The organism is Spiroplasma endosymbiont of Sarcophaga variegata (assembly GCF_965178695.1).
Taxonomy (GTDB): domain Bacteria; phylum Bacillota_I; class Bacilli_A; order Mycoplasmatales; family Mycoplasmataceae; genus Spiroplasma; species Spiroplasma poulsonii.
Genome location: NZ_CBCXVU010000002.1, coordinates 479986 through 493197, shown reverse-complemented (window position 1 = coordinate 493197; position 13212 = coordinate 479986). Strand labels below are relative to the sequence as shown.

At 29.0% G+C, this 13212-nt stretch carries 14 protein-coding genes, 6 tRNA genes, 1 pseudogene and 1 riboswitch; of the genes and pseudogenes, 18 read left to right on the top strand and 3 right to left on the bottom strand.

The genetic code is table 4. The features are described 5' to 3' along the window. Positions 1-15 precede the first annotated feature (15 nt). The 7 genes and pseudogenes from ACOBME_RS04360 to ACOBME_RS04330 all read left to right on the top strand — a co-directional run bounded on the left by ACOBME_RS04360 (position 16) and on the right by ACOBME_RS04330 (position 4083). Positions 16-402: a RidA family protein gene (locus tag ACOBME_RS04360; RefSeq protein WP_419334411.1), complete on the top strand. Its 387-nt coding sequence runs from the start codon at positions 16-18 to the stop codon at positions 400-402. A gap of 161 nt (positions 403-563) precedes the next feature. Continuing rightward, positions 564-746, top strand: coding sequence for a hypothetical protein (locus ACOBME_RS04355; RefSeq protein WP_040092722.1), 183 nt, complete (start codon positions 564-566; stop codon positions 744-746). A gap of 35 nt (positions 747-781) precedes the next feature. Further along, on the top strand, positions 782-1159 hold the full coding sequence (locus ACOBME_RS04350) for a hypothetical protein (protein WP_338964252.1): 378 nt from the start codon (positions 782-784) through the stop codon (positions 1157-1159). A gap of 6 nt (positions 1160-1165) precedes the next feature. Next, positions 1166-1333, top strand: a complete 168-nt coding sequence (locus ACOBME_RS04345; protein ID WP_338964250.1) for a hypothetical protein — start codon at positions 1166-1168, stop codon at positions 1331-1333. A 172-nt stretch (positions 1334-1505) separates the two neighbouring features. Continuing rightward, a riboswitch (purine riboswitch) is annotated at positions 1506-1606 on the top strand. A 75-nt stretch (positions 1607-1681) separates the two neighbouring features. Beyond that, positions 1682-3112: pseudogene (locus ACOBME_RS04340) on the top strand (NCS2 family permease). 131 nt (positions 3113-3243) lie between these two features. Next, positions 3244-3378 carry a hypothetical protein gene (locus ACOBME_RS04335; RefSeq protein ID WP_419334408.1) on the top strand — a complete coding sequence of 45 codons (135 nt, stop codon included), beginning with the start codon at positions 3244-3246 and terminating at the stop codon, positions 3376-3378. Between the two features lie 162 nt (positions 3379-3540). After that, positions 3541-4083, top strand: coding sequence for a phosphorylase family protein (locus tag ACOBME_RS04330; protein ID WP_338966568.1), 543 nt, complete (start codon positions 3541-3543; stop codon positions 4081-4083). A 14-nt stretch (positions 4084-4097) separates the two neighbouring features. Here ACOBME_RS04330 and pnuC read toward each other — a convergent pair whose 3' ends face one another. Then, positions 4098-5012: a nicotinamide riboside transporter PnuC gene (gene pnuC, locus ACOBME_RS04325; protein WP_338964246.1), complete on the bottom strand. Its 915-nt coding sequence runs from the start codon at positions 5010-5012 to the stop codon at positions 4098-4100. 596 nt (positions 5013-5608) lie between these two features. Here pnuC and ACOBME_RS04320 point away from each other — a divergent pair. From ACOBME_RS04320 to trxA, 9 genes are all read left to right on the top strand, one after another. Next, a complete protein-coding gene (locus ACOBME_RS04320) occupies positions 5609-6037 on the top strand; it encodes a hypothetical protein (protein WP_419334404.1) in 429 nt (142 codons plus the stop codon). Positions 6038-6306: 269 nt separating this feature from the next. Continuing rightward, positions 6307-6382, top strand: a tRNA-Asn gene (locus ACOBME_RS04315). Positions 6383-6416: 34 nt separating this feature from the next. Continuing rightward, positions 6417-6492, top strand: a tRNA-Glu gene (locus tag ACOBME_RS04310). Between the two features lie 4 nt (positions 6493-6496). After that, positions 6497-6572: transfer RNA gene (locus ACOBME_RS04305), tRNA-Val, on the top strand. A 15-nt stretch (positions 6573-6587) separates the two neighbouring features. After that, positions 6588-6663 (top strand) — tRNA-Thr (locus ACOBME_RS04300). Between the two features lie 8 nt (positions 6664-6671). Next, positions 6672-6747, top strand: a tRNA-Lys gene (locus ACOBME_RS04295). Positions 6748-6765: 18 nt separating this feature from the next. After that, positions 6766-6850 (top strand) — tRNA-Leu (locus tag ACOBME_RS04290). A gap of 160 nt (positions 6851-7010) precedes the next feature. Continuing rightward, entirely contained in the window at positions 7011-7820 is an 810-nt protein-coding gene (locus tag ACOBME_RS04285) for a Cof-type HAD-IIB family hydrolase (RefSeq protein WP_338964244.1), read from the top strand. A gap of 55 nt (positions 7821-7875) precedes the next feature. Continuing rightward, positions 7876-8187 (top strand): thioredoxin, encoded by a 312-nt coding sequence (trxA, locus tag ACOBME_RS04280; RefSeq protein ID WP_040092726.1) that lies wholly within the window; start codon positions 7876-7878, stop codon positions 8185-8187. Between the two features lie 213 nt (positions 8188-8400). Here the strand turns inward: trxA and ACOBME_RS04275 are convergent, their stop codons facing one another. Together ACOBME_RS04275 and ACOBME_RS04270 are read right to left on the bottom strand one after the other, a co-directional pair. Then, positions 8401-8817 (bottom strand): hypothetical protein, encoded by a 417-nt coding sequence (locus ACOBME_RS04275; protein WP_338964239.1) that lies wholly within the window; start codon positions 8815-8817, stop codon positions 8401-8403. A 46-nt stretch (positions 8818-8863) separates the two neighbouring features. After that, on the bottom strand, positions 8864-9502 hold the full coding sequence (locus ACOBME_RS04270) for a nitroreductase family protein (protein ID WP_338964237.1): 639 nt from the start codon (positions 9500-9502) through the stop codon (positions 8864-8866). Positions 9503-9642: 140 nt separating this feature from the next. On the opposite strand from ACOBME_RS04270, the gene leuS reads away from it, so the two are divergent. Both leuS and ACOBME_RS04260 read left to right on the top strand, forming a co-directional pair. Next, positions 9643-12060, top strand: a complete 2418-nt coding sequence (gene leuS / locus ACOBME_RS04265; RefSeq protein ID WP_338964235.1) for a leucine--tRNA ligase — start codon at positions 9643-9645, stop codon at positions 12058-12060. A 54-nt stretch (positions 12061-12114) separates the two neighbouring features. Continuing rightward, the gene (locus tag ACOBME_RS04260; protein ID WP_338964232.1) at positions 12115-13182 is read left to right on the top strand and encodes a TMEM164 family acyltransferase; all 1068 of its coding nucleotides are present in this window, start codon (positions 12115-12117) and stop codon (positions 13180-13182) included. Positions 13183-13212 lie beyond the last annotated feature (30 nt).

Below are 13212 nucleotides of genomic sequence, written 5' to 3'. Positions count from 1 at the left end.
AAAGGAAAATTTAAGATGAGTAAAAGAATTATCGCAACTACCTTAGCTCCGCAGGCAATTGGTCCGTATTTACAAGCAATTAAAGCTGGTAACTTTCTATATGTTTCAGGACAATTACCATTAGATCCATCAACAATGACTTTTGGTGGAACAACAATTACTGATCAAACAAAATGAGCATTAGAAAATTTAAAAGCAGTTATTCAGTCAGCTGGTTATAGCTTAGCAAATGTTGTAAAAGTTAATATTTTCTTAAAAGATATTAATGACTTTTCGGCAATGAATGAAGTTTATCAAACATATTTTATCGAAGACTTTCCCGCTCGTTCAGCAGTGGCTGTTACAGGTTTACCAAAAGATGCTTTAGTTGAAATTAAAGCAATTGCTTATTTAGATAATTAATTAAGCTTTATCTTAAAAAAAAGAAGAAAATTTCTTTGTTTTTTATTATCTATTTTTATCGAAAAAATAGTATTAAAAATTTAAGATAATTAAATTAAAGTTACTCTCTGATTGCTTATAGAATAAAGTGTTATAATTATTGGCAGTGAGGAATTAAAATTATGAAAAAAGATCAAAGAGATAATCAATTAACAGAAGCAGAAATTCAACAGAAATTACAAGAAATTGAAAATAATTTTAAATGTGTCCCTGAAGTTTTCGATGGTGTTGGATTTTGTGCGAAGTCATTTGATGAAAATGGCAAACTAATTACCCAAGAACCAGACGAAAAATCTAAAAAATAAGGTAAGATTTATATGTAAGGAGAATGTGATTAAAAATGTTTGGATTAGCACAAATAACAGGATTAGTTTATTTTGTCTTCATTGTAATTACAGGTTTGTTTATTTTAGGATGATTAACTTTTGGTTTTGTTCTACTTGGATATAAAAGACGTAAAACAGCTTTAGAACCACGAAAATTATTACGAAAAATGTTAGATGATAATGATTTTCAAGATGTTAATATCGGGGAACGAAAACGTATTATTAAAGCGCGTAATTTTTCTAAAATAAGTAATGCCGTAGTTATTCGACAAAATGATTATAAAGACAAAAGTATTGCTAAAATTTATGATATTATTTTTCATTTTTATTATGTTTATAATAAAAAAACAAAAGAGTCAAAATCTTTTTTTTGATTAAAATTTTTATCATAATTTTTAGTGTTTGATTTATTTTTATTTATTGGAACAACAATTTTAGTTATTTTAACACAATTCTTAAAAGACAGTGATGTTATTAATGGGATGGGAATTGCAATTCAGGTTTTATCAATTATGGGGATTATTTTTTTAATTCTTGGTTGGTTTTGTTGAACAAATTTAGTATAACATTATCGCCAAGATCTAATAACATTAGCAACAGAATATTTATCAGATAAAGATTTAAAAACTTTTAAAATTTATACTAGTTTTAAAGCTTTTTTCCCGTTTTCTGAAAATGTCATTTGTTTATGTTAAAGGGATTGAATTTTAAAATTTAATTTGGTATATTTAAAGAATAAATATATTAAACAACACCACCTGTATATGCTAGTAATATGGTCTAGCGTTTCTACGTTTTGCCAATGTAACAAAGACTCTATAGGTTAATGCTCTTTCTTTTTGCGTTAACTTATGTTTATCAACAAGGTTAATGTTTTTTATTTTTACATAGATTTGAATAGAGAGTTAGATTAAATGTTTAAAAAAAAGATTGAAACTTTTTTTCGTTTTGGTGATTTAAAAACTACTTTTAAAAAAGAAATTATTGGTGGTTTAACAACTTTTTTAGCAATGTTATATATTTTGTCCGTCCAACCGAATATGTTATCTATTGCACCAGATATTAATCATCCGACCTATCCAAGTCAGAATATGGCTTTTGGCGGAATTTTCATTGCTACAGCACCGGCATCTTTCATTGCTACATTAATTATGGGGTTATCAGCAAATATGCCAGTTGGTTTGGCACCAGGAATGGGACTGAATGCTGTTTTTACTTTTAATGTTGCTAATAATGGTTTGGGTTACCAAGGGGCTTTAATTTCTGTCATGTTGTCAGCGGTTATTTTTTGTCTTATTTAAGTAACAAAATTACGAACAATTGTTATTAATGCAATTCCAAATTCATTAAAACTGGCAATTGGGGCTGGAATCGGCTTTTTTATTGCTTATATTGGTTTACATAATATTGGTTTTGTTGGTGATAATGCTGTTACGCCAGGAGGAATTGTTGTTAATGGTGGAATTCCAGTTGCAACATTAGGAAATTTAAAAACTAATTGGCCAATGATTTTAATGGGTTTTGGGGTATTAATTCTAATTTTTGTTTTACACTTTAATAAAGTGCCTGGAGCAATTGCAATTGCAATTTTGGGAGGGCTGGGTGTTTCTTTGATTATTGGGAATGTTATTGACAGTGATTTTATCCGATCAAATTTTGCACATTGAAAGGGTTGAAGTTATAGTGATTTTAATGACTTTGGTACTAATTTAAAATCAACTTTCACAGCATTTACGAATCCAAAAATTTGAACATCACCAATTATGTATATTTCAATTTTTGTTTTTCTCTTTTTTGATTTTTTTGATACAACAGGAACGTTATATTCTGTTTCAACACAAATTTCAACCGCAACAGGAGAACAATATGATTTAAAACCACGCGCTCTAATTGCTGACTCTGTTGGAACCTTAGTTGGTGGAACATTAGGATGTTCACCGGTGACAAGCTTTGTTGAATCAACAACTGGCGTTTCACAAGGAGCACGAACTGGATTTTCTGCCATTATTACAGGAACAATGTTTTTAGTTGCAATTCCGTTATTTCCAATTTTTAAATTAATTACGCCAGCGATTTCTGGGGCGGCGGTTATCTTTGTTGGAACATTAATGGTTAGTCAAATTAAAGATATTGAATGAGCAAAACCAGAATTCGGAATTGCTGCTTTCTTTACGATTATTACAATGATTGTTACCTTTTCAATTACAAATGGTTTAGCGCTTGGGTTTATTGCACATGCCTTAATTTGTTTAATTACAAAAAAAGCCAAAACTGTGGCAATTACAATTTATATTTTAGACCTCTGTTTTATTGGATATTTTATTGCTTTTGCCTTTGTCCAGTAACGTTGAAAAGATAAATATGCAAGGAAACTCTTTTTGAAAGAGTTTTTTTGTTAAAAATAATGTAAAAGAATAATTGTATTAATAATAAGTTTATTTTAAAATATAAAGAAGAAGGTAAGGAGGCTAGTAATATGCGGTTAGATAATAAAATTTATGATGAAAATTTAACAACAGCCGTTAATTTTTTGAAACAAAAAGTAGTTGATTGAAAAGACTATCAATTTTTAATGGTCCTTGGTTCAGGTTATAATGATCTTGCTGCTTAATTTAAAATTAATCATAGTATTAAATATGTTGATATTCCGTTTTGACCAGGTTGTACAGCACCACATCATTTTGGAAATTTAGTTTTTGCTGAACATAATGGTAAAAAAGTGGTGTTTATGCAAGGGCGACACCATTATTGCGAGGGATATAGCATGAGTTAAATTGCTTTTCCAATTTATACTTTAGCACTGTTAAATGTTAAAACAATGATAGCATCTAATGCGGCTGCTAGTCTAAATGCACAAGCAATTAAAATTGGCGAAATTTGTGCAATAACAGATCATATTAATGCTTTTGGTGACAATCCAATTATTGGATTAAATAATCCACGATTAGGAATTCGCTGACCAATTCCGCAGAATTTATATGATAATAAATTACGACAGTTACTATTAACAGTTGCAGAAAAAAACAATATTAAATTAAAAACAGGAGTATATGTTGGATATCCAGGCGGAATATTTGAAACAGCTAGTGAAGCAAGGATGTATAAACCATATGCGCAAATGATTGGAATGAGTATTGTTCCAGAAGCAATTTCCGCCTTTCATAGTGGGATGAAAGTGGCTGGGTTAGCAACAGCAACAGTTTGTTCAATTGGTGATAATCCTGATTTTGTGGATGATGATTATATTATGAAACAAACCAAAAAAATGGCGGGTGATTTAAAAATTTTATTAATGGAATTATTAGAAATAATTTAAAAAAAGCAGAATTATTATTCTGCTTTTTCTTTGTTTAAATAACCACTTCAAATTAAAAAACCAATAATTGTATTAACAATAAAGAAACTCATTTGAATTAGCATATTAATATTAATTGATATAGGATGATTACCACCAACACTATTTACTTCAGCAAACATTGAAAATTGCAAAATATTAGAAATTAATCATAAAATTCATTGTTCTTTTAATCGTAAAAACATTAGAATTGAAGCAATAATTGCAATACCATTAGTAATACTATCGAAAAGATGCGGAACTGGTTGGTATAAATAAGCATAATCTTGTTTGACAACAGCATAATGAAAGGCGGGAATTTCATAATATCAAGCAATTGTTAAAATAGCACAAGCGCTTAGGGCAATTGGGGTTATAATTCATCATTTTGATGTTCTAATGTTTAAAGAGGGGTTTTGTTCAAAGACCAATGTTTTTTGTCAAATGTATCAACCAATAAACTGAAAGGGTAGATAAAAGAATAAATTTAATTGTGCATCACCGGTATAACCAAAATCAAAAGCAAATAATCCAAAAGTTGTAACATTAATTAAACCTCAAAAAAAGTTACTCATTTTTCCAAAACTAATTAAAAAAACATTTAAAATTCCAGTAAAACTAACTAATCCACTTAAGGAATATAATGTTGCATCAATTCATTTTTGCATATTGCCCAAATAAGGTTTGGGAGTATTTAGGACATTTACAATACTAAAGAAAGAAGGATTATTATAAGGATCAATAAAATGATTAAAATCAAAAAAAGATAATAAGGTAACAATAATGCCAAGACAAATTAAAAGAATCTTAAAACTCTTGGGTATTTCTTTAATATCTTTTCAGATTGTTTTTACACCAAGAAAATTAATTGGTCGGGTAATTATAAATCATTTTTGCTGTTTATTTTTCATTTTAGATAACTATCTTAAACTTTCTTTTTGTTTATCTTCTTAAAGTTATAAATATATCTTAACAAAAAATATTGTTTTTTTGTTATATTTTGATTGGATTTGCTATAATCAAACTAAGAAAAAGTCATGATAAATATTTACTAACACGATAATTTTTAAAAATAATATTAAGTTTGAATTAAAAGGAAGATTAATAATGAAAAAGTTATTAAATATGTTTTAAAAAATGATTATTAGTCAAAATAAGTTTAAAAATAGTTTATGGTCACGTTGTATTACAACAGTATTAATAATTCTGTTTTTTTACTTTGTATTTATTATACTTGAGATATTAATTGACACTGACTTCCCATTAATTTTTCTATATTAACAGGTGTAAGTATTGTCATTAATATTATTGATTGATATTTTCAATTGTATATAATTAAACATCATGAGCAAAAATTCTTATTTAAAATAATGAAAAATCGGAGTTATCCTCAAAATTTTAACGCAAAAAAAAACAAGTAAATATTATAGTTAACCTAAAAAAAGAGCGAATATTTTATTGTACTGTTTTAAATGTTTTTATTATTATTTTTATGCCTTTATTTTTGATGTTATTAAATGATTTATTTTTAATTGGTAAATTATTGTTACTTATGCTTATCTTTAGTTATTTTTTATTATTAAGTTTATATGAAATATATTACAATAATCAACACGTTATTTTAAAAGATAATGATGAGTATCAGATTGAAAATGCAAAAAACGAAATTCTTACAGAATTCAAAAGAAAAAAGAGCATAAAATATTTTATTAAAAAAATTATAGATTTTATTCCGGTTTATTTAGGTTTTTTTGGATTAATTGCCAATATTGTTATATCGTATATAACTTTAAGCTATTTATATGCCCAACCCTTTAGTAAGATAATTATTGCAACAAATAGAAATGGAATCTGAATTTTCTTTACATCATATAATTATATTCATGTTATTTTGCATAATTTCTTTATGCTTCTTTTCTTAATGTGACTTATGTAATTAATGTTATTTTATTTATTAGATTTTAGTACTCTTAATAAAAATAAGAAAAGACTATTAATTCAAATTTTTTGTTTTTTAAATATTTTGGCTATTTTAAGCTTAATTATAAAATTATCTTTAAAAGTATAAATAAATTAAATTGATGCAACAGTTATTGCACAAATTTAATTTTTAAAGAGTTTTATAAAAATTAAAAAAACGGCTAAAAATAGTTGCTTGTTTTTCAATATTTAGTATATAATGAATAAGGCTAAAAAATATGCTATGCCTAGTTAGCTCAGTCGGTAGAGCACTCGGCTGTTAACCGATCGGTCGCAGGTTCGAGTCCTGCACTAGGCGCCATTATTTTTTTTGACAATTTTTACGAATATTTATTGGCCTGTTGGTGAAGCGGTTAACACACATGCCTTTCACGCATGCATTCACGGGTTCAAACCCCGTACAGGTCACCATTTTCCGGTGTTAGCTCAGTTGGGAGAGCGCCTGCCTTACAAGCAGGTGGTCAGCGGTTCAAGTCCGTTACACCGGACCATTTTTTTAATTATAGGCTGGCTTAGCTCAACTGGTAGAGCAACTGACTTGTAATCAGTAGGTTGGGAGTTCAATTCTTCTAGCCAGCACCATTGACTTTCTCCTGTTAGCTCAGTAGGTAGAGCATCTGGCTTTTAACCAGTGGGTCAAAGGTTCAAGTCCTTTACAGGAGACCATTTTTAAAAACCAAATACCCGGGTGTGGCGGAACTGGCAGACGCACCAGACTTAGGATCTGGCGGGGTAACTCGTGGGGGTTCAAGTCCCTTCACCCGGACCATAAAAAGAAACAAATGACACTTTATAAGTGTTTTTTAATTTTGTAAAATTTTTTTTAATTTTGTTATTTTTCTACTATAATTAATAAAACTATAAAATAGTGTCTGATACATACCTTAAATAATTGATCATACAACTTTTGGTTAGAAAGAAGGATACAGATGAAAAAAGCCGTTTTTTCAGATCTAGATGGAACTTTATTAAAGGATAATCATCGTTTTAGTAAATTGACGAAGAAAACCATTAATTCAGTGCAAAAAAAAGGAATTCCGTTTGTGGTAACAACGGGGCGATTAGCAAATGATGCAATTCGTCAAGCCCGTAAACTAAAAGTTCATAAATATCATGGTTATGTTTTGGCCAACAATGGGGCAAGTGCATATTCATTTAAAACAAATAGTTTTTTATGAATGATGATTTTTACAACAGCTGAAATTAATACTCTTTTTAAATTTACTTATCAAAAGTATAAAGTTCATTTTTTTAGTAATAATAGTACTTATGTTTATGAGTATGGTGAAAATTCTTATTATTGATCAAAAATAATGCGAACTAAATATCAGGTTATTACTAAACCAGAAGAGATTATTGAAGACATTACGCATGCCAATGTTATTACACATGAATCATTGAATGATAATGATGCGGCAGGATTAATACAAGAATTACGGAAACTATTACCACAATTAGATATTACACAGTATAATAATCGTGTTTTTGAAATTGCTTGTAAAGGTATTTCAAAAGGGAGTGCATTACAGTTTTTATCACATCATATTGGGATTGATATTAGTCAAACTTATTCGTTTGGTGATTCTTATAATGATCTTGAATTGATTCGTCAAGCTGGAGTTGGAATTGCTGTTGGTAATGCAATTGATGAATTAAAAGCAATGGCCAATGAGGTGACGTTATCAAATCGGGAAGATGGACCAGCAAAATATTTGCAACAGTTTTTATTAAAAAAATAAAACTTTTGTGATATGATAAAAAAAGCAAGAAAGTTCAGTAAAGGAGAGAGTAAAAATGGCTGTAAATGAAATAAAAACTATTGATGACTTTAAAAAAGCAATTGCCGAAAACAAATTAACATTAGTTGATTTTTATGCTGATTGATGTGGACCATGTAAAATGATTGCGCCGGTAATTAGTGAATTGGCAAAAGACCGTGGTGATGTTAATTTTGTTAAAATTAATGTTGACGAATTACAAGATCTTGCTCAAGATTATGGAATTTTATCAATTCCAACATTAATTACATTTCAAAATGGAAGTGAATTAAAACGAAAAACTGGATTTGTAACTCGTAATGAAATTGAACAAGAATTGTTAAGTTAAAATTAGTTGTTAAAAAAATTTAATAACAATCAAAAGAAGAAGGTGAATAGGAAATGGCAATGGCAATGAAAAAACGCCGTCGTTTAATTGCGGAGAAAAAAGCAGCGAAAGCCTTAGCACGAAAAGAAGCTGCAAAAAAACAAAAGAAAAAGATAACTTAGAAGCGAAAGCTTCAAAATAAAAAAAGAAAATAATATTATTTTCTTTTTTTATTTATCTTAAGATAGAAAAAATAACAGCTGTAATTAAAGCATAGCTAAAGTTAATGCCAAGGGTTGTTACAAGGATAAAACCTTTTTTCTTTAAATATCAAAGATAACCATCATATTCTGTTTGTAAATGTGAATATTTGGTTATAATATTAAATCCTAAATCTGCTTGTCACGGAGTTAATTCTTTAGTTTTGCTTAGTTTTCGTAAGGGATTTCGAACGATAATTCAATTACCAATAAACATTGTTAGAATAATAATAATTAAAATTCCAAAGAAAATTTGTGATAAATCACCATTACTTAAGTGTAAGGTATTTTTATATAATACTAACGGAATCGTTGTTGCAATTTGTGCTAATAGAAAAATAACATTACAGCTTAAACTAATAATTAAAAATGTTTTAAGTGATGTTTTCATGGTTATATTATTGCTTTCTGATTAATTGTTATCTGTGTATTAACTTTTAAAAGATAGTAACAAATTCATCTTCTGGAATTCGTAAGCGGGGAAAACTTGTTCCTGCTGTGTTGTCATCATAATATCCAAAAAGCATTCCTAAAGCTAAATGTCATTTTGTTGTGTCAACAATATTGTGTTCTTTAAAAAAGGGAATAGCTTGGGTTGGTGTGACCCCGCCCATAATACTTGACCCAATTTTTAAATCAGCTGCTTGTAATGCCAAAAAACTAGCAACTATATGTGTTTGTTCATCAGAAAACATATCTGGACTTAGGCAAGTTTTTAAATAATTACTCATTCCTTTTACATTATTTGTTAATGCTTCGCCTTCAAAAATTCGTCCCAAACGTTTTGTTAGAAATTCTTCTGAAGTTAAATAATCTCCGTTTGCTCCTAATAATAATGCCAAAACTGGAGCGTCTTTTACTTTTTGTTGGTTTCCTGCCATAAAACAATTTAATGCTGCTTGTTCTTTTAATTTTTGATCTTTAATAATAATAACTTTCACTGGTTCTAATCCATTTGAACTAGGTGCTAAAGTACCGGTGGTTAAGATTGTTTTTAAATCAGCATCGCTAATTGTTTTTGTTTTATCGTAAATTTTGATGGCTTTACGAAATTGTGCTGCTTGTTGTACACTCATTGTTTTTCCTCTACTTTCTTGGTTTCTTAATAGTTCTTATTATACGCGAATAAAATTAAATTAATAGTGCTTAAACCGCTAACAAACTTTACGAACAATGCTATAATAAGAAAAGATAAAATTAAGAAAGGATAATAAAAATGGAATTTTCGCATAAGGCAATTGAGCAAAAATGACAACAATATTGAGAAAAACACCAAACTTTTAAAACAACAAATAATTCTGATAAAAAGGCTTATATTTTAGATATGTTTCCGTATCCTTCGGGGGCAGGTTTACATGTTGGACATCCAAAAGGATACGTTGCAACTGATGTTGTTAGCCGTATGCGAAAATTACAAGGGTATGATGTTTTACATCCAATTGGGTGAGATGCTTTTGGATTACCAGCTGAACAATATGCTTTACAAACAGGAAATGATCCTGCTGAATTTACATTACAAAACATTGCTAATTTTCGGAATCAATTAAAAGCCCTTGGATTTAGTTATGATTATAATAAAGAGGTTAATACTTCTTCACCAGGGTTTTTTAAAACAACACAATTGATTTTTGAATTATTATATCAAAATGGTTTAGCTGAGATGCGTGATGTTGATGTTAATTGGTGTCCTGAACTAGGAACTGTTTTAGCAAATGAAGAAGTTTTAAATATCAATGGCAAAATGGTATCAGAACGAGGACATTATCCAGTTTATAAAAAACCAATGCGGCAATGAGTTTTAAAGATTACGGCTTGTGCTGAAAAATTATTAGAAGGTTTAGATGAAGTTGATTGGCCAGAATCAGTCAAGGATTTACAACGTAATTGAATTGGTAAATCAGTTGGTGCTGAAATTAATTTTGCAGTTCAAGATAGTTCAGAAATTATTGAAGTTTTTACAACTCGAGCAGATACTATTTTTGGTGTTGAATACATAGTTTTAGCACCAGAGCACCCATTAGTCACAAAATTAACAACATCAGAATACAAAACAAAAGTAACAGAATTTTTAGCAACCACAAAAGCAAAAAGTGATTTAGATCGTCAAGACAATAGTAAAGAAAAAACGGGAATGTTTATTGGAAGTTATGCAATTAATCCAGTTAACAAAAAAGTTTTACCAATTTGGATTGCTGATTATGTGTTACCATTTTATGCAACCGGAGCTGTAATGGCTGTTCCTGGTCATGATGAGCGTGATTATTTGTTTGCTTTAAAATATCAATTACCAATTAGTTATGTTATTGAAGGTGAACACCATGGAAAATTACACAATAAGGATGGAAAACACATTAATTCGGAGTTTTTAAATGGTTTAACAACTAACGAGGCAGTCACAAAAGCAATTACTGTTTTATCAGCGGCAGGACATTCCACTGCAAAGGTAACTTATAAACTTCGTGATTGATTATTTTCTCGTCAACGTTATTGAGGAGAACCATTCCCGGTTATTCATTGAGAAGATGGTTCAATTAGTTTAGTTGATGAAAAAGAATTACCATTAGAATTACCAAAAATGACAAACATTAAACCTTCGCAAACTGGAGAATCACCATTAGCTAATGCAAAAGATTGGTTAACAGTTGTTGATAGCACTGGTAAAAAGGGGCGACGAGAAACTAATACAATGCCGCAATGAGCTGGTAGTTGTTGATATTACTTGGGCTATATTTTAATGGAAAACAATGAAATGTTAGATTTACGAAGTTCAGCAGCACAAAAATTATTAAAAAAATGATTACCAGTTGATTTATATGTTGGTGGCCAAGAACATGCTGTCTTGCATTTATTATATTCACGGTTTTGACATAAATTTTTATATGATCAAAAGTTAGTCCCAACTTCAGAACCATTTTATAAGTTAGTGAACCAGGGGATGATTTTAGGTGCTGATGGGACAAAAATGAGTAAATCAAAAGGTAATGTAATTAATCCTGATGATATTATTAAATCGCATGGAGCTGATACTTTACGGTTATATGAAATGTTTATGGGTCCAATTGAAGCATCGTTACTATGAAATCCAAGCGGTTTAGACTCAGCCCGAAAATGATTAGATCGGGTTTATCGTCTTGTTAAAAATAATAACTTTACGCAAGTTAATAATCACCAATTAGATTTTGTTTATCATAATATGGTTAAAAAAGGGACAGAAATGATTGAAAAACTAAGTTTTAATACTGCTGTTTCGCAATTAATGGTTTTTATTAATGCTTGTTATAAAGATGAGACCCCCATTTATCAACCATATTTTGAAGGGTTTACGAAAATGTTAAGTCTTTTTGCACCACATTTAGCAGAAGAAATTTGAGTTAATTTACAACAAACATCAGCAATTGCATTATCAACTTGACCAACTTATGATGAAAAATATTTACAAAAAAATGAAGTTATAATTGCAGTCCAAGTTAATGGTAAATTACGTGCTAAATTAGAAGTTGTGATTGATACTTCCGATGAGGATTTATTAGCTTTAGCAAAAGCAAATCCTAATGTTCAAACTTTTTTAGTTAATCATCACATCGTGAAAGAAATTGTTATTAAAAATAAAATTATTAATTTTGTTGTAAAATAATGTTGAAAAATTATTTAATAATTTATAATTTTAAGCAAAGGAGAAAATAGAAAGATGAAATTTGTTCGTTCTAGTGATGGACCTTGAGGATTCTTTGATCCAGCAGGTTCATATGTACCAGGAGCAGATTGAACGAGCCAATGATTTTCTAAAGGACATAGTTATATTTTTCAATTAGTTGGAATTGCTATTTTTGTCTTAATTATTGGATCATTATTTTTTGCAAAAAAATATTATGCTAAAACTGTTAATTGAAAATGAATTCGAATTTCAATTGGAAGTTATCAAATTGCAACTTATTTTTTAACTTATGCGATTTGAGTATCATATTTAGCACTTGTTTTAAAAACAGAATGAATTTGAGGACCAGTTGGTCCGTCCCAAGTTCGTGGTTTAAGTGAATTAATGCCCTTACATTTATGTAGTCTGCACCAGTTATTATCAGGATTTATTTTAATTTTTCCTAGTCGAAAATTTTTTGAAGTTGTAGCACCATCAGCAATTATTTTACCAATCTTAGCAATTATTACACCAGTTAATGGGTATTGAAGCTTAGATAATTTCTTTTATTATAATTACTTTATTCTACATACTTTAATTATTTTTGCTTATTTATATGTTTATAAATATGGTTTAGTTGGGCACCCTTATAGTGGTTTATTATTTAAATGACAATTATTATGATTAACATTATTTTCAATTATCGCAGTAGTTTGAGATTGGATTTTTAAAACTAATCAGTTATTTGTTGGTCCAAGTAGTGGAGAAACATGAAATAATGGTGGTTTTAATGTCGGAGGATGAAATACAAACTTTATCGGGCTTAAGTACATGTGACCATTTGCCTGATTACCAATGTTTATTTTAGGAATTGTAATGGTTTCTATCACCCATGTCGTCTTATTTTATATTCCACAAAGTTTTTTATATGATGCAAAAACAAAAGAACTAATATCAGTTCCGCGTGGATCATGTAATAAGTTTCGAACAAAACAAGGGTTAACTTATGTTGGATTTACTTTTACTTATATTTTTTGACCAGATAATAAAATTCACCATCATTTAAGTCAAACTAATTTATTACAGTTTACTGATGTTGAATTACTAACCCTATCTCGCTAAAATAGGCAGAAATACTGCCTATTTTTTAAT